The 19,573-nt window shown below is 70.6% G+C and carries 15 protein-coding genes and 1 tRNA gene; 11 read left to right on the top strand and 5 right to left on the bottom strand.

The window, feature by feature from the left end:
• The first annotated feature begins 115 nt into the window (after positions 1-115).
• From ACIPV1_RS06135 to ACIPV1_RS06085, 11 genes are all read left to right on the top strand, one after another.
• Complete coding sequence (locus tag ACIPV1_RS06135) at positions 116-2,914, top strand: DNA polymerase III subunit gamma and tau (protein ID WP_123938644.1); 2,799 nt, start codon at positions 116-118, stop codon at positions 2,912-2,914.
• Entirely contained in the window at positions 2,914-3,513 is a 600-nt protein-coding gene (gene recR / locus ACIPV1_RS06130; protein ID WP_111084231.1) for a recombination mediator RecR, read from the top strand. The genes ACIPV1_RS06135 and recR overlap by 1 nt, the downstream gene beginning before the upstream one ends.
• Positions 3,514-3,629: 116 nt before the next feature.
• A complete protein-coding gene (locus tag ACIPV1_RS06125; RefSeq protein ID WP_123292139.1) occupies positions 3,630-4,895 on the top strand; it encodes an aspartate kinase in 1,266 nt (421 codons plus the stop codon).
• 32 nt (positions 4,896-4,927) lie between these two features.
• Positions 4,928-5,986: an aspartate-semialdehyde dehydrogenase gene (locus ACIPV1_RS06120; RefSeq protein ID WP_402725958.1), complete on the top strand. Its 1,059-nt coding sequence runs from the start codon at positions 4,928-4,930 to the stop codon at positions 5,984-5,986.
• 34 nt (positions 5,987-6,020) lie between these two features.
• Positions 6,021-7,508 (top strand): malate:quinone oxidoreductase, encoded by a 1,488-nt coding sequence (locus tag ACIPV1_RS06115; protein ID WP_402725957.1) that lies wholly within the window; start codon positions 6,021-6,023, stop codon positions 7,506-7,508.
• Between the two features lie 46 nt (positions 7,509-7,554).
• The gene (locus ACIPV1_RS06110; RefSeq protein ID WP_402725956.1) at positions 7,555-8,661 is read left to right on the top strand and encodes an Rv2578c family radical SAM protein; all 1,107 of its coding nucleotides are present in this window, start codon (positions 7,555-7,557) and stop codon (positions 8,659-8,661) included.
• Between the two features lie 153 nt (positions 8,662-8,814).
• A complete protein-coding gene (locus ACIPV1_RS06105) occupies positions 8,815-10,068 on the top strand; it encodes a sensor histidine kinase (protein ID WP_402725955.1) in 1,254 nt (417 codons plus the stop codon).
• Positions 10,065-11,324 (top strand): hypothetical protein, encoded by a 1,260-nt coding sequence (locus tag ACIPV1_RS06100; RefSeq protein ID WP_402725954.1) that lies wholly within the window; start codon positions 10,065-10,067, stop codon positions 11,322-11,324. The genes ACIPV1_RS06105 and ACIPV1_RS06100 overlap by 4 nt, the downstream gene beginning before the upstream one ends.
• Entirely contained in the window at positions 11,311-12,012 is a 702-nt protein-coding gene (locus ACIPV1_RS06095; protein WP_235035937.1) for a response regulator transcription factor, read from the top strand. Before ACIPV1_RS06100 ends, ACIPV1_RS06095 begins: the two co-directional genes overlap by 14 nt.
• On the top strand, positions 12,012-12,638 hold the full coding sequence (locus tag ACIPV1_RS06090) for a thymidine kinase (protein ID WP_123292145.1): 627 nt from the start codon (positions 12,012-12,014) through the stop codon (positions 12,636-12,638). The genes ACIPV1_RS06095 and ACIPV1_RS06090 overlap by 1 nt, the downstream gene beginning before the upstream one ends.
• A gap of 279 nt (positions 12,639-12,917) precedes the next feature.
• Positions 12,918-13,979, top strand: coding sequence for an LLM class flavin-dependent oxidoreductase (locus ACIPV1_RS06085; RefSeq protein ID WP_402725953.1), 1,062 nt, complete (start codon positions 12,918-12,920; stop codon positions 13,977-13,979).
• 87 nt (positions 13,980-14,066) lie between these two features.
• On the opposite strand, the gene ACIPV1_RS06080 is transcribed toward ACIPV1_RS06085, so the two are convergent.
• From ACIPV1_RS06080 to ACIPV1_RS06060, 5 genes are all read right to left on the bottom strand, one after another.
• The gene (locus ACIPV1_RS06080) at positions 14,067-14,684 is read right to left on the bottom strand and encodes a response regulator transcription factor (protein WP_131879233.1); all 618 of its coding nucleotides are present in this window, start codon (positions 14,682-14,684) and stop codon (positions 14,067-14,069) included.
• Entirely contained in the window at positions 14,681-15,706 is a 1,026-nt protein-coding gene (locus tag ACIPV1_RS06075; RefSeq protein WP_402725952.1) for a sensor histidine kinase, read from the bottom strand. Before ACIPV1_RS06075 ends, ACIPV1_RS06080 begins: the two co-directional genes overlap by 4 nt.
• A 150-nt stretch (positions 15,707-15,856) precedes the next feature.
• Positions 15,857-15,930 (bottom strand) — tRNA-Pro (locus ACIPV1_RS06070).
• Positions 15,931-16,021: 91 nt separating this feature from the next.
• Positions 16,022-16,978 (bottom strand): metallophosphoesterase, encoded by a 957-nt coding sequence (locus ACIPV1_RS06065; protein WP_402725951.1) that lies wholly within the window; start codon positions 16,976-16,978, stop codon positions 16,022-16,024.
• Entirely contained in the window at positions 16,975-19,536 is a 2,562-nt protein-coding gene (locus ACIPV1_RS06060) for a transglycosylase domain-containing protein (RefSeq protein ID WP_402725950.1), read from the bottom strand. Before ACIPV1_RS06060 ends, ACIPV1_RS06065 begins: the two co-directional genes overlap by 4 nt.
• Positions 19,537-19,573 lie beyond the last annotated feature (37 nt).

The raw sequence follows: 19,573 nt of genomic DNA, 5'->3' as shown, positions 1-19,573 counted from the left end.
GGGAGGCGCGGTGCCGTCCGTGCGCTCGGCCCAGCCCGCGCAGGCGGTCCGGTCCAGTGCCCGTGGACCTGTGGAGGGGCACGCGGGTGTCGGTCGTCCCGGCTACCCTGGTCGCGTGGTCACCGCCCTGTATCGCCGTTACCGGCCCGAGAACTTCGCCGAGCTGATCGGGCAGTCGCAGGTCACCGACCCGCTCCGCACGGCGCTCCGCACCAACCGCGTCAACCACGCCTACCTGTTCAGCGGTCCGCGCGGCTGCGGCAAGACGACCTCGGCCCGCATCCTGGCGCGGTGCCTCAACTGCGCCGAGGGGCCGACCGACACCCCGTGCGGCGTCTGCCCGAGCTGTGTCGAGCTCGCCCGTGACGGCAGCGGTTCGCTCGACGTCATCGAGATCGACGCCGCGAGCCACAACGGTGTCGACGACGCGCGCGACCTCCGTGACCGCGCCGTGTTCGCCCCCGCGCGCGACCGCTACAAGATCTTCATCCTCGACGAAGCGCACATGGTCACCCCGCAGGGGTTCAACGCGCTGCTCAAGCTGGTCGAAGAACCGCCGGAGCACGTCAAGTTCATCTTCGCGACGACCGAGCCGGAGAAGGTCATCGGCACCATCCGGTCGCGTACCCACCACTACCCGTTCCGGCTCGTGCCGCCCGCCGTCATGCTCGAGTACATCGAGCAGCTCTGCACGCAGGAATCGGTCACGGTCGCTCCCGGCGTCCTGCCCCTGGTCGTGCGCGCCGGCGGCGGTTCCGTCCGCGACACCCTGTCCCTGCTCGACCAGCTCATCGCCGGCAGCGAAGACGGCGCGATCGCCTACGAACGCGCGGTCGCCCTGCTCGGCTACACCGATGCCGCGCTGCTCGACGACGTCGTGGACGCCCTCGCCGTGGCCGACCCGGCCTCCGCCTTCGCTGCGATCGACCGGGTCGTGCAGACCGGTCAGGACCCGCGTCGGTTCGTCGAGGACCTGCTCGAGCGCTTGCGCGACCTGATCGTCGTCGCGGCGACGAACGAGAGCGCCGCGGCGGTCCTGCGCGGTGTCTCGCCGGACGAGCTCGACACCATGACCCGGCAGGCCGGTGTCTTCGGTGCCACCGGGCTGTCCCGTGGCGCGGACATCGCGAACAAGGCGCTGACCGACATGACCGGAGCGACCTCGCCCCGGCTGCACCTCGAGCTCATGACGGCGCGCATGCTCGTGCCCGAGGCCGACGACACCCAGCGCGGTGCCCTCGCCCGGGTCGAGCGGCTCGAGCGCCGCGTCGGTGTCGGGGACGCCGGCGGCCACCAGGCACCGTCCGGCGCGGTCGCAGCGCAGGGGTCGGCACAGCCGGCCGCCACCAGCACGGCGCCCGCTCCGGCCCCGTCGTCGACTGCGGCACCGCGTCGGCAGGTCCCCGCCACGCAGCAGGTCCCCGCCGCGCAGCAGGCCCCGGCCGTCCAGCAAGCGCCGGCGGCGCAGCAGGAGCCCGCCGCGGCGTCGGCGAACGCGGCTGCGGCGGCTCAGTCCGACGCCGGAAGTGCGGCACGTGACGCCGCAGCCTCCTGGGCCGCAGCCGTCCCGAGCGCTCCCGAGCCCGCTGCTCCGACCACCGAACAAGTCAGTGCTTCGTCCACGGGCCAGGGCACGACGATCGGTGACGAGCCGGCGGTCCGGACCGTCGGCGCCGTGGGCTTCCAGCAGATGCGCGACGCCTGGCCGCAGATCGTCGAGCACGTGCAGCACGCCAAGCGGTCGGCGTGGTCGGTCGTCGTCACCGCACAGGTGACCGCGCTGCGCGACGACGTGCTGACCCTGACCTTCCCGAGCCAGCAGGACGTTGCCTCGTTCAAGGAGATGTCCGACCCCTCGGCCAGCGTCAGCGAACTGCTCCGCGCCGCGATCATGGACGTCATCGGGCTCCGCGTGAAGTTCGTCGCCCGCGGTCCCGGGGGGCCTGGTCAACAGCGCACCCCGGTCCCCACGCAGCAGCCGTCCGCCCCGGCCGGCCGTCCGGCGCCGGCGAGCCAGCCCGCTGAGCAGGCGCAGCCGCAGTCGCAGCCGCAGCCGCAGACGTCGTCGGCGCCGCAGTCCGCCGCGCCCGCTCCGACGTCGGCCCCGGCCCCGGCCTCCGAGGCCGCTGCAGCCACCGGGGACGGTCCGGCCGCCCCTGCTGAGGCCGCCGCCTCCGCAGCGCCCGACACGACGGCGGCACCCGAACCCGCGGCGTCCACGCCGGAGTCCGGTCCCGCCGCCACCGAGCCGGAGCCCCGTCCGGCGCAGGCACCCGCTCCGGCGTCGGCGCCGGCTCCCGCTGCTGCGTCGGCACCCGCTCCGACGCAGGCACCCGCTCCCGCGCAGGCGCCCGCACCGTCCGGCGCACCCGTCACCGACTGGGCGGTCGCGACGATCCCCGCGAGCGACCCCACCGCCGACGCCGTGCCCGAGTCCGTCGAACCCGGCTGGGCGGCACCCTTCGGCACCGCTCCGGCCGCCGCGCCCGTCGCCCCGGCCGAGTCCGTCGACCCGCAGCAGCCCCGGTCCGAGGCGCCTGCGCAACCCGCCGGTGCCACTGCACCGCAGGGGGTGCAGCCGACCGACGGTGGCCCGCAGGCGGCGTCGTCGACGGTCGCCGCGCCTCCCGGAGGACCCGTCGTACCGGGCGTGCCCGTCGACGACTACCCGCTGGACGACGAACCGTACGACGACGGCGCGCCGTTCCCGGACCCCGGTCACGGCCGATCCGCCGCAGCGCCCGCGCAGGCGCCGGCCGCCCCGCGCGCGCAGATCGCTCCGCCGGCCGCGCCGCGGACCGCACCACCGGCACGTCGTGCGCCGGTCGCCGGTCGCTACGGCGAGGCCGTCGTGCGTGAGATCCTCAACGCCCAGTTCATCGAGGAGACCGCTCTCCACCAGGACGGTGCCTGATGTACGACGGGATCGTCCAGGACCTCATCGACGAGTTCGGTCGCCTGCCGGGCATCGGCCCGAAGTCGGCGCAGCGCATCGCGTTCCACATCCTGCAGACCGAGTCGTTCGACCCGTCGCGGCTGTCCGAGCTGCTGGCGGACGTCAAGGAGCGCGTGCGCTTCTGCGAGATCTGCGGCAACGTCACCGAGAACGTCCAGTGCAGCATCTGCCGCGACCCGCGCCGGTCGCCGGCCACGATCTGCGTGGTGGAAGAGGCGAAGGACGTCGCGGCGATCGAACGCACCCGTGAGTTCCGCGGGCTCTACCACGTGCTCGGTGGCGCGATCAGCCCGATCGACGGCATCGGCCCGGACGACCTGCGGATCCAGCAGCTCATGACGCGCCTGGCCGACGGCACGGTCGAAGAGGTCATCATCGCGACCGACCCCAACCTCGAGGGCGAGGCGACGGCGACCTACCTGAGCCGGCTGCTCGTCCCGATGGGCATCCGGACGACCCGGCTGGCCTCGGGCCTGCCGGTCGGCGGCGACCTCGAGTACGCCGACGAGGTCACGCTCGGCCGTGCGTTCGAGGGCCGTCGCGTCGTCGGCGGCTGAGACCCACGCAGGATCGTTGCGTGCGGGGCGGCTCGCACGCAACATCCTCGAAACACCGACTACCATTGTGAGACCGCGTGACCTCGCGGTGTCGCCGTCTCCGGGAGTACCAGCCAGTGGCCTTGATCGTGCAGAAGTTCGGTGGATCCTCCGTCGCGGACGCCGAGAGCATCAAGCGCGTGGCGAAGCGGATCGTCGAGACGAAGAAGGCCGGCAACGACGTCGTCGTGGCGGTGTCGGCGATGGGCGACACCACCGACGAACTCGTCGACCTGGCGCACTCGGTCACCCCGATCCCCGCCGGCCGTGAACTCGACATGCTCCTGACCGCGGGGGAGCGCATCTCGATGGCGCTGCTCGCGATGGCGATCAAGAGCCTCGGGGTCGAAGCCTCGTCGTACACCGGCAGCCAGGCGGGCATGCTCACCGACGCGCAGCACGGCAAGGCGCGCATCGTCGACGTCACCCCGAAGCGCGTGCGTGAGGCGCTCGACTCCGGCCACGTCGCGATCGTCGCGGGGTTCCAGGGGTTCAACCGCACGACGGGCGAGATCACCACGCTCGGCCGGGGCGGCTCGGACACGACGGCCGTCGCCCTCGCCGCCGCGCTCGACGCCGACGTCTGCGAGATCTACACCGACGTCGACGGCATCTTCACCGCCGACCCTCGTGTCGTGCCGAAGGCCCGCAAGGTCGACCGCATCACGAGCGAGGAGATGCTCGAGCTCGCGGCGTCCGGCGCCAAGGTCCTCTACATCCGTGCCGTCGAGTACGCCCGCCGGCACGGCGTCACCCTGCACGTCCGGTCCTCGTTCAACAACACCGAGGGCACCATCGTCTACAACCCTGCCGAGGGGGAAACCGTGGAAGAACCGATCATCACCGGGATCGCCGGAGACCTCTCCGAGGGGAAGATCACCGTCGTGGGCGTCCCGGACCAGCCGGGCAAGGCCGCCGAGATCTTCACCAACGTCGCACGCGCCGGGGCGAACATCGACATGATCGTCCAGAACGTGTCGGCGGCGTCGACCGGGCGGACGGACATCTCGTTCACCCTGCCGAAGGACCAGGGCCAGACCGTGCTCACGGCGCTCGAGGTCGCGAAGTCCGACATCGGCTACGAGAGCATCCAGTACGACGACCAGATCGGCAAGCTCGCCCTGGTCGGTGCCGGCATGCGCACGAACGCCGGCGTCTCGGCGAAGCTCTTCCGCGCGCTGCACGACGCGTCGATCAACATCGAGATGATCTCCACCTCGGAGATCCGCATCTCGGTCGTCACCCGCGCCGACACCCTGAACGAGGCGATGCGGGTCGTGCACAACGCGTTCGACCTCGACGCCGAGGCCGAAGCCGTCGTCCACGCCGGCACCGGCCGCTGACCCACGCTGACCCGCTGAACCAGGAGCACCGCATGAGCACCCTCACCGTCGCCGTCGTCGGCGCCACCGGACAGGTCGGCGCCGTGATGCGTCGTCTGCTCGAAGAGCGCGCGTTCCCGGCCGACCAGGTCCGGTTCTTCGCGAGCGCCCGGTCCGCCGGCACGACCCTGCCGTTCCGCGGCGAGCAGATCGTGGTCGAGGACTCCGAGTTGGCCGACCCGTCGGGCATCGACATCGCCCTGTTCTCGGCCGGTGCCACCGCCTCGCGGGCCCTCGCGCCGAAGTTCGCCGCAGCCGGGGCACTCGTCGTCGACAACTCGAGCGCCTGGCGCATGGACCCCGAGGTCCCGCTCGTCGTGAGCGAGGTCAACCCGCACGCGATCGACCAGGCCCCCAAGGGGATCATCGCGAACCCCAACTGCACCACCATGGCGATCATGCCGGTGCTCAAGGTGCTGGACACCGAGGCCGGGCTCCGCCGTCTGGTCGCGACGACCTACCAGGCCGTCTCCGGCTCCGGGCTCGCCGGCGTCGAGGAACTGCTCGGCCAGGCGCGTGCCGCCCTCGAGCAGGACACCGCAGCGCTCACCCACGACGGTTCCGCGGTGACGTTCCCGGAGCCGGTCAAGTACGTCCGCCCGATCGCCTTCGACGTCGTGCCGCTCGCCGGCAGCATCGTCGAGGACGGCCTGGGGGAGACCGACGAAGAGAAGAAGCTCCGCAACGAGAGCCGCAAGATCCTCGAGCTCCCCGACCTGCTCGTCGCCGGCACGTGCGTGCGTGTGCCGGTCTTCACGGGCCACTCCATCTCGGTGCACGCCGAGTTCGAGCGTCCGCTGTCGCCCGAGCGTGCGACCGAGATCCTGTCGAGCGCACCCGGCGTGGAGCTGTCGGACGTGCCGACGCCGCTGCAGGCCGCCGGCCAGGACCCCGCGTTCGTCGGCCGCATCCGTGCCGACCAGTCCGCGCCCGAGGGCCGTGGGCTCGCGCTGTTCGTCAGCAACGACAACCTGCGGAAGGGTGCAGCGCTCAACGCGGTGCAGATCGCCGAGGCGATCGTCGAGCGCCGCACCGTCGCCGCGCGCGGCTGACCGGCCTGTCGGTCGACGCCGGTAGGATCGACGGGTGGCAGTGAAGCAGGTGGACCCGATCGATGTCGTCCTCGTCGGGGGAGGCATCATGAGCGCCACCCTCGGCGCGATCATCCACCGGCTCGAGCCCTCGTGGAAGATCCGCGTGTACGAGCGTCTCGGCGCCGTCGCGCAGGAGTCCTCGAACCCGTGGAACAACGCCGGCACCGGGCACTCCGCGCTCTGCGAGCTGAACTACACGCCCGAGCTCGCCGACGGTCGCGTCGAGATCGCGAAGGCCGTCACGGTCAACGAGCAGTTCCAGGTCTCGCGGCAGTTCTGGTCGCACCTGGTCGAGATCGGTACGCTGCCCGACCCGTCCAACTTCATCAACCCGACCCCGCACATCTCCTTCGTCTGGGGTGCGGACAACGTCGAGTACATGCGCAAGCGGTACGAGGCGATGCGGGGACACCCGCTGTTCGCCGGGATCGAGTTCTCCGACGACCCCGCTCAGATCCGCAAGTGGGCGCCCGCACTCATCCCCGGCCGCAAGAAGGACCAGCCGATCGCGGCGACCTACTCGGCGGCGGGCTCCGACGTCGACTTCGGGTCGCTCACCCGGCAGCTGTTCGACCAGCTCGAGCTCGACGGGCTCGAGTTCGAACCGAACCACCAGGTCAAGAACATCTCGCGGGGCAAGGACTTCGACGGCTGGGCGCTCGACGTCCTGAACGAGGTCGGTCGGTCGACGCAGAAGATCGCCGCGAAGTTCGTCTTCGTCGGTGCCGGTGGTGGGGCCCTGCAGCTGCTGCAGAAGTCCGGCATCCCGGAGATCCGCGGGTACGGCGGCTTCCCGGTCTCCGGCGAGTTCCTGCGCACAGACGACCCCGAGGTCGTGCAGAAGCACGCAGCCAAGGTCTACGGCAAGGCCAGCGTGGGGGCGCCGCCGATGTCGGTGCCGCACCTGGACACCCGCATCGTCGACGGCAACGCGTCGCTGATGTTCGGGCCGTACGCCGGGTTCAGCCCGAAGTTCCTGAAGCAGGGGTCGATGCTCGACCTGTTCAAGTCGATCCGACCGCACAACCTGCGTCCGATGCTGAGCGTCGCGTTCTCGAACTTCGACCTGGTGCGCTACCTGATCGGCCAGCTGCTCGCCTCGAAGCAGACCAAGTTCGACGCGCTGCGCGACTTCATGCCGAGCGCCGAGCCCGAGAACTGGCACAAGATCATCGCGGGCCAGCGGGTGCAGGTCATCAAGCCGGACAAGGACAAGGGCGGGGTGCTGCAGTTCGGCACCGAGGTCATCACGGCTGCTGACGGTTCGATCGCCGGGCTCCTCGGGGCCTCGCCGGGGGCGTCGACCGCGGTGCCGATCATGCTCGGCCTGCTCCGGAGGTGCTTCCCCGACCGGTGGGACGGCTGGCAGGACGCGGTCCACGAGATGGTCCCGACCTACGGGCAGGACCTCGGAGACGACGCTACCCTGGCCGACGCCACCCTCGAGCGCACGGCGAAGGTGCTCGGCCTGCACCACTGACCAGCTTCGGCTTGCGGCCCGTTCGAACATGTGTTCGAATGACGGCATGCGGTGGAGTGGACAGGCGATCGATGCCGAGCAGAGCGACGCACTGCCGGGCATGGAGTCGAACAGCGGGTTCGTCCGGAGTGTGACGACGCCCGAGTTCGCGGGTGTCACGTTCCACGAGGTCCTGGCGAAGAGCGCGCTGAACCGGGTGCCGAGCGCTGACGGCTCCGGCACCTACGGCTGGACCATCAACCCGTACCGGGGGTGCAGTCACGCGTGCGTGTACTGCTTCGCGCGGCCGACGCACACCTACCTCGAGTTCGACGGTGGAGCCGACTTCGACCAGCAGATCGTCGTGAAGACGAACGTGGCCGACGTCCTGCGGCGTGAGCTCGGCAAGCCCACGTGGGACCGTCACCCGATCGCGCTCGGCACGAACACCGACCCGTACCAGCGTGCCGAGGGTCGGTACCGACTGATGCCCGGGGTGATCCAGGCGTTGGCGGACAGCCGCACACCGTTCAGCATCCTGACGAAGGGCACGCTGCTCCGGCGCGACCTGCCGCTCCTGGCCGAGGCGGCGAAGGTGGTGCCGGTCGACCTCGCGATGTCGATCGCCGTGTACGACGACGACCTGCAGCAGTCGGTGGAGCCCGGCACGCCGACGACGGCTGCGCGGCTCGCCACCGTGCGGGCGATCCGCGACGCCGGGCTCGACTGCGCGGTGTTCCTCATGCCCGTGCTGCCGTACATCACCGACACCCGTGCACACCTCGACGACGCCGTCGGTCGGGCGGCGGCGGCCGGTGCCACGAGCGTCATGTACTCCGCGCTGCACCTGCGGCCGGGCGTGAAGCCGTGGTGGTTCGAGTGGCTCGGACGCGAACGGCCCGACCTGGTGGCGCGCTACCGGGCGATGTACCTCGACAACACCTTCGCGCCGAAGGACTACCGCCGCTGGCTGTCGGAGCGCATCCGACCGATCCTGGCGGCGCACGGCATCGGCCTCGGGCGCGTGGACCCGGCGACGGGGTCGATGGGCTTCTCGGACCCCTCGACGGTGCCGCAGGAACAGTCGATCCCCACGACGTCGCCGCTCAAGCGCGCGGATCCGGGCTTCGACCGCCGTCTGCTCCGACCGGTCGCGCCGCAGACGTTGTTCTGAGCAACGAAGGTTGCGCGTTCGGGGGACATCGGTGTGTCGTGGGGGCCGGTATCATCGACCGGGTCGCCGAACGGACGCTGTTTCGGGGTACACGGTCAGCACCAAGGTGTTTGATCGTGGGCGGCATTCCCGCCACCCGGAAGGACCCATCTCGTGCTCGGCATCCCCACGCACCTCGCTCCGCGAGTGAACGCGTGGTCGACGGTGCGGGCCTTCCACGCCGGCGCGATCGGATCGTTGGTGGCGGCGGCGATCGCGCTGCTGCTGTACCGGCTGTCCGAGCCCGACGTGCAGGTGATCAGTGCGGTCCTGGCGCTCGTCCCGATGCTCGGCATGATCGGCGTGCACGTGCAGTTCGGCACCTGGCGCTCCGCGGTCGCGTTCCTGGTCGTCGGCGGCGTCTGTGCGTGGTGGTTCGCGATGATCGTGCAGCAACAGGTCCCGTTGGGCTGGGTCACCTCGTACCTGCTGTCGTTGGCGGTCATCCCGCTCATCCTGGTCGGCGGTGCCGGCGCGGTGCCGAGCCGCGTCGTGCTGTGGTCCTTCCTCGGGTTCCTGACCGGACGCGTGGCGACGTGGATCGCGGTCGTCCAGGCCGACGGCCCGCCGCGTCCGCTCGTGCTCGCCTGGGTGACGCTCGGCTTCGTGGTCGTCCTGGTGCTGTTCACGAGCCGGAGCACCGGTCGGTCGGAGCGGGTGCAGCCGGAGCTGCTGCGCTCGGCGCGTGAGGAGCACGTCTCCGCGTACCGTGCCGGGGTCGAGGCCGAGGCGGCTGCGATCCTGCACGACACCGTCCTGAACCACCTCAACGCGATCGCCCTGGCGCCCGACGGACCGATGGACCCGCACCTGGCACGGACCGTCGAAGCCGACGTCGCCGTCCTGACCGGCAAGGGGTGGCTGGCACCGGCCGCCCGGCAGCGACCGGGTGCAGCCGTCGACGCGTTCGCCGTCATGGTCGACGAGCACCGTGCGGCCGGTCTCGACGTCACGGTTTCCGGTGATCCGTCCGCCCTCGACCGGCTCGACCAGCGTGCCGTCACCGCGCTCGTCCGCGCCGTGGGGCAGTGTCTGGCCAACGTCCGCAAGCACGCCGGTGTCGACGCGGCCGAGGTCAGCGTCTTCGACGACGGTGCGTCGTGCACCGTGATGGTGGTCGACGACGGTCGCGGTTTCGACGAGGACTCCACGGGGTCCGACCGGATGGGCCTGCGTGGCTCGGTCCGCGACCGCATCGGGCGGGTGGGCGGCGACGTCCAGATCTGGTCGTCGCCCGGTTCGGGCACGAGCGTGATGATGACGGTGCCGTTCGGACCGGTCACCGCCACGACGGACGCCGTGGCCACCGACCACGTCGGCACCGTGGTGCCCGACGAGGTCGGCGGCGTGCACGGAGCCGACCGGTGAGCACCACGACCGAGGCCCGTCGGACCGCGCAGCAGTACGACCCGCTCGGCGCGATGGGGTCGCGTCCGCTCGCGATCGGGCTCGGCGCGGCCAGCATCGTCTGGGCGCTCCTGGTGTCCGTGTTCGACCGTGACGTCGTGGGCAGCCCCACCCTCAGCGCGCTCACCGTCATCCTGGTCGCGGCGTCGGCAGCGGTCGTGTTCACCGCCTCGAGCCCGTTCCGCGCACCGTTCCCGCGGTGGGCGTTCGTCGCGCACGTCGGGCTGCTCGGCCTGGCGTCGGTGACGAGCGTCGCCGCGCAGTGGGGACCCGACCGCAGCGCCCTGAACGACTTCATGTCGCTCATCACGGCGACCGGCATCGTGATGGTCGCGCCGTACCGGCCGTGGACGGACCTGACCATCGGCGGCGCGCTGCTCGCCGTCGTCAACGCCGCGACCTGGGGCGTCGGTGCAGCGACGTTCCCGCACGAGATCCCCGTCGCCGTCGCGGCCTTCCTGGCGGCGGCACCGACCCTGGTGCTGACCGCTGCGTCGGCCGTCTTCGCGTGGACGTTCGCGGGCCTGGCCGAGCGGGTGCAGATCAGGGCCGGTTCCTACTCCGTTGAGCGTGCGGAGCGGGACGGCATCGCGGCGAGCGTGCAGCAGGACCGGTCGACGATCCTCGCCCGCGACGTCGCACCGTTCTTCGCCGAGCTGCGCACGCGCGAGGTCATCACCGATGCCGACCGCGAGCGGGCACGACTGATCGCCGACGGCATCCGCCGGGCGATGGTCGCCGACGCGGACCGCACCTGGTTCGAGCAGGCCGTGCGCGTCGAGGGTGGGGACGCCCCGGTCGTCGACGACCCGGACGGGCTCGCCGCGATGCTCGACGCCGACCAGCGCTCCGTGGTGCGGACGTTCCTGCGGGCCGCGTTCCGTGCCTCGACCGTCGACCCGGCCGGGTTCCGGGCAACGCTCCGACGCGCGGACGGGCAGGACGACGCGGCCACCCGCGGCGATGCAGCGCGCACCGACCCGGCCCGCGCCGACCCAGCCCGCACCGACCCGGCCCGCACCGACACCGCCCGCACCGACACCGCCCGCGACGCCCGCGTCCTGCTCGAACTCGACCTCGCCGTGGCCGACTCCGACATCGGGATCCACCGCACCTTCGACCCCTACTTCGCCGTCCTCCGTGTGACGTTCCCCGACCTCGACGTCGCGGTTCGTCCGTCCGCCCTCGCACTAAGGTTCTCCTATGACCAGCACTGACCCGAACAGGCTCTCGGAGGGGTCCCCGTCCCTCCCGAACCCGGGGGCACGACGTGTGCGGTTGGCCATCCTCGACGACCACGAGGTGCTGCTGGACAGCCTGTCGAGCTGGATCGCGGTGAACGCGTTCGACTTCGACCTGGCCCTGACCGCGCACACCTGGCTCGAGATGGTCCACAGCGACAGCTTCCCGACCGACCTGGTGTTCCTCGACTTCCAGCTCAAGGAACCCGTCTCGATCGAGGCCCGTGTCCGCACCTGCCGTGCCGCCGGCGCGAAGGTCATCGTGCTCTCCAGCGTCGACAGCCGCGAGTCCCGCGACCGTGCCCTGGCAGCAGGCGCCGCGGCGTTCCTGTCGAAGTCCCTGCCGATGCGCGAGGTCATGGACGTCGCCCGCGAGATCATGGGCGTCGCACGCGAGACCCCGCAGCCGCGGGAGTGGCGTCCGCTGCCCACCGGAGCGGCTGCGCACCAGCGTCCGAAGCTCAGCCACGGCGAGGAAGAAGCGCTCCGGCTGTACGTGTCCGGCTACTCGACGAACGAAGTCGCCGCGCAGATGAACGTGCAGTACGAGACCGCGAAGACCTACCTGCGCCGGGTCCGCGAGAAGTACAGCAAGGTCGGCCGTCCCGCCTCGAAGAAGTCCGACCTGATCCGGCGGGCCGCCGAGGACGGGTTCCTCGCGTAGTGGCGAAGCTCTACTTCCGCTACGGCGCGATGAACAGCGGCAAGAGCACGGGGCTCCTGCAGGCTGCCTACAACTACGAGGAGCGCGGCCACCGGGTCCTGCTCGCGAAGCCCGCGGTGGACACCAAGGGCGACCGTGAGATCGTGTCCCGCCTCGGCGTGACCCGCACCGTCGACCTGGTCTTCGCCCCCGATGCCGACGTCCGGTCCGCGGTCGCCGCGGCCGGCGCCGTCGACCCCGAGTCCGACCGCCTCGACGGCATGGTCCGCGCCGTCAGCTGCGTGCTGGTCGACGAGGCGCAGTTCCTCACGCCGCAGCAGGTGGACGACCTGCTGCGCATCGCGGTCCTCGACGAGATCCCGGTGATCACGTACGGCATCCGCACCGACTTCCGCACCGAGGCGTTCCCGGGCAGCGCCCGCCTGCTCGAGGTCGCGCACTCGCTCGAAGAGCTCAAGACGATCTGCCGGTGCGGACGCAAGGCCGTCTTCAACGCCCGCACCGTCGACGGCCGGTTCGTGTTCGACGGCTCGCAGGTCGCCATCGACGGCGTCGACGTCGCCTACGAGTCGCTCTGCGCCAACTGCTACCTGACGGAGTCCGGCGGCCGGCTCGACGGCGCCTGATCCGCTCTGCGGGCAGATCGTCACACACCGCTCGGCGCTCGAGACGCGACCGCAGACGGCCTGGAGGCGCGGTGCAGCCCCGCCACGGGCCTCCCGGCCGTCGCGCCTGACGTCCAAGGCGCGCCGCATGCGTCCGCCGTTCGGTCGCGAACCGTCGCTTGTGCGACGTCCGGGCGACGCCTGGTGACCGGTCGGCCGGCGGACGACGGCGTGTCCTGACTGGTGGTGGAGGCGGTCTCCTCGTGGAATGCGTGCGCCGCGGCGCGCGTTGGTGACCACATGAGCGACGACACCCTGCACCTGTCCGTCCTGGACCTGGCGACGCGCGAGTACGGCCAGTCCAACACCGAAGCCCTGCAGGGCTCGATCGACATGGCGGTCCACGCCGAGAAGCTCGGCTACGAGCGGTTCTGGGTCGCCGAGCACCACGGCATGCCCGGCATCACCTCGTCGGCCCCCGCGGTGTTGCTGAGCGCCGTCGGCGCGGCCACCTCGACCATCCGCATCGGCTCCGGCGGCGTCATGCTGCCGAACCACGCACCCCTCGTCATCGCCGAGCAGTTCGGCACGCTCCGAGCGCTGTACGGCGACCGCGTCGACCTCGGGCTCGGCCGTGCGCCGGGTACCGACGGGGCGACCGCGATGGCGCTGCGCCGCACCGACCGGCTCGACGTCGACGACTTCCCGGACCGCCTCGCCGACCTGATCGGGTTCTTCACCGGGATGTCCTCGGACAACCCGTTGTCGGGCATCCGTGCGGTGCCGGGCTACGGCGACGTGCCGGAGTTCTGGCTGCTCGGGTCCTCCGGGTACAGCGCGCAGGTGGCCGGGGCGCTCGGCGTCTCGTTCGCCTTCGCCCACCACTTCGCGTCGGACAACACCGAGGCGGCGCTCGCGCTGTACCGCGACTCGTTCCGGCCCTCGCGGTTCCGCCAGACCCCGAACGCCCTCATCGGCGTGCAGGTCGTCACGGACAAGGACCCGGCCGTCGTCGACGAGCAGAGCGCTCCCGGGATGATCTCGTTCATCCGGATGCGGCAGGGGGCGAAGCCCGAGCCGGTCTCGATGGACGAGGCCCGCGCGTACGAGTTCAACGACCTCGAGCGTCGGTTCATCGCCGCGCGTACCGAGCGCCAGGCGTACGGCAACGCTGACCAGGTGGCGGACAAGATCAACGCGCTCGTGGAGTCCACCGGGGCGAACGGCGTGATCGTCGCTCCGGGTGCTGCGCAGGCGCGGTACCGGCACCAGGCGCTCGACGTGGTGGCTGGGCTGCACGCCGCCGGGCGGCTCGTGCGCGCGGGCGCGTCGGCGTCGGCGTCGGCGCCGGCGTCGGTCTAGCTCGCTCGTTCGTTCGCTTGGTGAGCAGAAATGGTCGGGTCGCCGTCGGGCACCCGACCATTTCTGCTCACCAAGTGGAGCGGAGCCTCAGGTGAGCAGACCGAGGCGCGTCGCCGCAGCCACGGCGCCGACTCGCGAACCGACGTCGAGCTTGCGGAACACGTTGTAGACGTGCCGCTTGACCGTGCCGATCGCGAGCTGCAGGTCCGTCGCGATCTCGGCGTTGGTGCGCGCAGCCGCGAGGAGCCGCAAGACCTCGAGCTCGCGGTCGCTGAGCGGTGATCCCGCGCGGGCCTCGGTGACCAGGTCGACCGGGAACGTCACCGGCGCGGCATCGGCGTGTGCGGCCCGGGCGATGCGGTCGACGAGCTCGCGGCTCGGGGTGTCCTTCGTCACGAAGTCGACCGCACCGGCGTCGAGCAGTGTCCGACGCAGGACGGCATCGCGGTGCATCGTGAGCACCACCACGCGGACGTCCGGACGGGTGCGGCGCACCGTGGCGATCGTGGTGCGTGCCGGCGGACCGTCGAGCTCGACGTCGAGGAGCAGGACGTCGATGGCGGCAGCTTCAGGGGAGTCGAGGACGTCGGACGGACGCTCGCCGTGTGCGACCACGCGGATCGTGGGGACGGCGGCGAGGATCGTCGCCAGTCCTTCGCGGAACAGCTGGTGGTCGTCGACGATGGCGACGTGCGTGACGGTCACAGCGTGCCCCTCGGGACCGTCAGGCGAACGGTGGTGCCGGTGCCTGGGGTGCTCTCGACGTCGAGTCGCGCGCCGATGACCGCGGCCCGCTCGCGCATGGTCTGCTGCCCGAGGCGTCCGTCGGCGTCGGCATCGGGGTCGAAGCCCTGACCGTCGTCGGAGACCGTCACGACGAGGGATGCCGAGGTCCACGCGAAGTGCACCTCGGCGGCGGAGTCCGGAGCGTGCTTCCGGCGGTTCGTGAGCGCCTCGAGCAGGATCGTCAGCGCTTCCTCCGCCTGCCAGTTCGGCAGGTGCTCGGGCGTACCCGTGGTGCTGAACGACAAACGGTCGTCGTCGGAGAACAGGTCCTGGGCGTGCCGGGCGAGCGCATCGTCGAGCAGGGCGTCGCCGACGCGGGCGTGCAGGCTCACCGCGAGGTCCTGCACGTCGCCGAGTGCTCCGCGCAGCAGCCGTGCGGCGTCGTCGAGCTGGTCGGCACGTTCGCCGGCCGGGGGATCGGTCAGCAGCACCAGGTCGAGCCGCTGCAGCCCGGCGAGGATACCGTGCGCCACGCGGTCGTGCAGGTCACGGGCGATCTGCGTGCGGGAGTCCAGGTGCGCCGTCGTGACGCGCTGGCGCAGCGCCTCGGTGTAGGCGACGGCCCCGGCGGGGAACCGGCTCCAGATGCCCGCGTGGAGCGCCCTGGTGGCACGCAGGACCTCGACGGTGGACTCCGCGCCGACCTCGTCCACGAAGAGCGGCAGGTAGGCGTCGAAGAGCATCTCCGCGGCGAGCATCGCGCCGGCGGGGTGCTGGGACTGCTCGGCGTGCAGGGAGCCGGAGGCCAGGTGCTCCGGATCGAGGTACGCGCCGCTCACCACACTGTCCTCGGCACCGGCGGCGTAGCGCGCGTGTGCCTCGGCGATCATCGACGTCACGTTGTCGACGAGGTTCTGCGTGAGGATCGGGTCGTCGGCGAGCTCGGGGAACTGTGCGGCGATCCGTTCGAGGACGGGGCGGAAGTGGTCGGCGCGTGACATCGCTGTCGAGGCTATCCGCGTCGTCGCAGCCGGGGGAGCGGCGGCCACGTCGTGTGTCGGGAGGTGTAGTGCCGAGCGCCCGACCGTGGAAAAGCAGAAGGCCCCGGTTCCGGAGAACCAGGGCCTTCTTCGTACTGTCTCAACACAGTGTCGGGGTGACAGGATTTGAACCTGCGACCTCCTCGTCCCGAACGAGGCGCGCTACCAAGCTGCGCCACACCCCGCGGTGTGATCACTCCGTACCGGAGCAACCCGACAATACTATCCGATGATCGGGGGTGCTCACGACCATCCGGCGAACTCCCGGGCGCGTCGTCAGGAGGTGCGGGCGGTGAGGGTGACGACGACCGCTTCGGGCCGGCAGGCGAACCGGACCGGCGCGTAGATCGAGGTGCCGAGACCGGCCGAGACCTCGAGCCACGACCAGTGGTTCCGGTGCTCCCACTTGTGCAGCCCGCTGACGTACCGGCGGGGCAGGTCGCTGTTCGTGACGAGGGCACCGACCCCGGGCACCTGGACCTGGCCGCCGTGGGTGTGGCCAGCGAAGATGATGTCCGCACCCTGGGTGACGAAGGCGTCGAGCACGCGGCGGTAGGGCGCGTGCGTGACACCGATCGCGACGGGGGCGGGGCCGTCCTCGTCTTCGGACCAGGGGACCTCGCCGCGCATCTCGTCGACGTTCGTGGGGAGCAGGTCGAGCCGGTCCCAGTCGCGGTGCGCGTCCGAGGTGCCGAACAGCTCGAACCGCGAGCCGCGGAGCTCGATGGCGCGGGCGTGGTCGTTCAGGTCGAGCCACCCGAGGGACTCGAAGAACGCCGTCTGCCGGTCGATGTCGAGCTCGACGGGCTTCGCCTCGCTGTGCGTGCGGCTCGGGCCGGAGAAGTACTTCAGCGGGTTGCGCGGCGACGGCCCGAAGAAGTCGTTCGACCCGTACGCGAACACGCCGGGAACACCCCGGAACGGCTCCAGTGCGTACTCCACGGCCGCGTTCGCCGTGGGGTGCCCGAGGTTGTCGCCGGTGTTGACGATGAAGTCCGGCTCCACCAAGGACAGGTCGCGCAGCCACTGTTGCTTGTCGGCCTGCCACGGGGCCATGTGGATGTCGGACAGGTGCAGGACGGTGACGTCACGCGACCCCGGCGGGAGGACCGGGACGGTCTCCCACCGGATGCCGAAGCGTCGACGCTCGACGAGCGAGCCCCAGGCGAACGAGGCAGCGCCGACGGCCGCGCCGGCTGCGAGGACCGCGAGCGCGGCGCGACCGCGGGTCACTTGCAGTCCTTGGGTGCCTTGCCGTTCTTGTCGCCGTAGAGCTGGACGTTCACGTCGGCGTTCTTGTCGGCGGCAGCGCCGATCGCGGGTTCGACGGCTGCGACCTTGCAGGTCTTGTTGCCGCCACCCTTGGCGTAGTCGTCCGACACGTTGACGTTGCCGAAGCCGGCGTCGTTCAGCGCCGAGCGGGCATCGCCGAGCGAGTCACCGCCGATCTCCGGCACGTTGGCCTGCGAGCCGTCCGAGGTGTAGACCGTCACGCTCGAACCGGAGGACAGGAGTGCACCAGCGGACGGCGAGGTCGACGACACCGAACCGGGGTTGCCGGTGCCGGGGCGGGCGCCACCGTCGACGTAGGTGAAGCCGGCGCCGGAGATCGCTGCGCGGGCTTCGTCAGCGGTCTTCCCCTGCAGGTTCGGGAGTGCCTTGGCGTTGCCACGGATCGCCGTGGGCTGCGGGTCTGTGAAGGCACCGGCGGGATAGGTGGCATTGATCGCGGTCATCGCCTGCCGCCACACATCGGCGCGGGATCCGGCGTACGTGCCGTTGACCCCGTTGCTGTAGTGCCGGAGGTTGTTCTTCTTGCCGTCGGTGTTGCCCTGCCAGTAGGCGGTGGCGACGCGTGAACTCGCGCCGACGAGCCAGATCTGGTCAGCCTCGTCGGTCGTGCCCGTCTTGGCGAACATCTGGGTGCCGTCCGGCGTCTGTGCACCGCGCGCGGTACCGCTGGTGATCGTGCCCTTCATGGCGTAGATCGCAGCCTGTGCGAACGCCGGGTCAACTGCCTGCTGGCAGTCCTTCGTCTGGCCGCCGAGCTGCTTGCCGGACGGCGAGGTGATCTGGTCGATGGCGATCGGCTTGCAGTAGATGCCGTTGTTCGCGACAGCGGCGTAGGCAGCGGCCATCGTCATCGGGGCGATCTCGTTGGTACCGAGGATGGCCGACGGGTTCTGGTACTGCAGCTCGCCGCCGTCAGCGCGGTGCACACCGAGCGACTGCGCGATGTCCCGGATGTCGCAGAGGTCGAGCTTCTGGGCCATCGACGCGAACGCGCCGTTGATCGAGCCAGCGGTGGCCCCGAGCACGCTCCAGTTGCCGCCCTCGCCCGGAGCGTCGTTCGAGACGTCGAACTTCGTGTAGTCGGTCTGACCGCAGATGGTCCACGGCGTGACCACACGTTCAGCACCGCTGACGGTCTCGTTGAGCCCGTGGCCGGTCTTGATCCAATCCAGCAGCGTGAAGAGCTTGTACGTCGAGCCGGTCTGGAACCCGCCGGAGTTGCCGTACTTGTAGTCGACGCTGTAGTTCAACGAGGTCGATGTCGGTGCCGACTTCAGCGACTCGTCGAAGTCCTTGTTCTGCGCCATCGTCACGATGCGGCCGGAGCCGGCCTCGATCGAGTTGAGCGTCGCGCCCAAGGCCAGGTTCGTCTCGGCCTTGTTGTCGTAGGTGTTGAGGAGCTGCTTCTGTTCGGCGTTGAGGTCGATGTTCAGCGTCGTCTGGATCTTGTAGCCGCCGTTCCGCCACGCGGTGTCGCGTGCCTTCTGCGACGAGCCGAGCTGCGACATCTCGAGCACGACCTTCTTGGCGTAGTCGCAGAAGAACTGCGAGCCGTCGCCGACCGATGCCCGGCAGCCCTGCGAGGGCTGCGTCAGGTGCACGTAGTCCGCGGGCTTCGACAGGCGGGCCGTGCGGTACTCGGCCTCGGTCAGGTTCTTCTGGTCGTACATCGAGCGCAGGATGACGTTGCGCCGGGCGACGTTGGCGTCGTACTTCTTCGGCGTCGACAGGTTGCGCGCCTCGGGGTACTGCACGATGGCCATCAGCGAGGCGGCCTCGGCCGGGGTCAGCTTCGTCGCGCTCTTGTTGTAGTAGTGCTGCGCGGCAGCCTGCACACCGTAGGTCTGGTCGCCGAAGTAGGCGATGTTCAGGTAGGCGGTGAGGATCTCCTTCTTGGAGTACTTCTTCGCCAGCCCGATCGCGAGCTTCATCTCCTCGAGCTTGCGGGGGATGGTCTGCTCGACGGCCTCGTTGTAGGCCTTCTGCTGCTCCTTCTTCGTGGGGAGGTTCAGCGCTTCGTTCATCTTGATGTTGCGGACGAGCTGCATGGTCAACGTCGACCCACCGCCCGAGTCGCCGAGTCCACCGGCGATGCTGCCCACGCCGGCGCGGATGAGCGAGGTCATGTCGACGCCGCCGTGGCTGTAGAAGCGCTTGTCCTCGCCGTCGATGGCCGCGTTCTTCAGCTGGTCGCTGATCTGGTCGAACTTCAGTTCCTGCCGGTTCTGGTCGTACAGCGTCGCGAAGTGCACCGACTTGCCGCCCGAGTACGCGTACAGCTCGTTGCGCTGCGGCAGGTCACCGATCTCGATGTACTCCGGCAGCGACTCGAACACACCGATCGTCGACGTCGTCGTGACACCGGCGACCGCGATGGCCGGGGTGACCCCGATCGTGACGAGCAGGCCGGCGAGGGCACTGAACCCGACGAATCCGATGAAGGCGCCGACTGCTGAGACGGGCTTGGTCCGCGAGGCAGACGTCTTCTGGGCAGACATAGGATGCAGCCTAAACGACACCCACGACTGAAAGGCT

It is taken from the genome of Curtobacterium sp. NPDC089991, from assembly GCF_044748425.1.
Taxonomy (GTDB): domain Bacteria; phylum Actinomycetota; class Actinomycetes; order Actinomycetales; family Microbacteriaceae; genus Curtobacterium.
The sequence above is the reverse complement of the archived record's forward strand: the minus strand, read 5'-3'. Positions and strand labels throughout refer to the sequence as shown.

Bases quoted from the DNA above. Each gene is read 5' to 3' on its own strand.
- recR (WP_111084231.1), top strand. From the start codon at position 2,914: ATGTACGACGGGATCGTCCAGGACCTCATCGACGAGTTCGGTCGCCTG.
- ACIPV1_RS06120 (WP_402725958.1), top strand. From the start codon at position 4,928: ATGAGCACCCTCACCGTCGCCGTCGTCGGCGCCACCGGACAGGTCGGC.
- ACIPV1_RS06110 (WP_402725956.1), top strand. From the start codon at position 7,555: ATGCGGTGGAGTGGACAGGCGATCGATGCCGAGCAGAGCGACGCACTG.
- ACIPV1_RS06095 (WP_235035937.1), top strand. From the start codon at position 11,311: ATGACCAGCACTGACCCGAACAGGCTCTCGGAGGGGTCCCCGTCCCTC.
- ACIPV1_RS06085 (WP_402725953.1), top strand. From the start codon at position 12,918: ATGAGCGACGACACCCTGCACCTGTCCGTCCTGGACCTGGCGACGCGC.
- ACIPV1_RS06075 (WP_402725952.1), bottom strand. From the start codon at position 15,706: ATGTCACGCGCCGACCACTTCCGCCCCGTCCTCGAACGGATCGCCGCA.
- ACIPV1_RS06060 (WP_402725950.1), bottom strand. From the start codon at position 19,536: ATGTCTGCCCAGAAGACGTCTGCCTCGCGGACCAAGCCCGTCTCAGCA.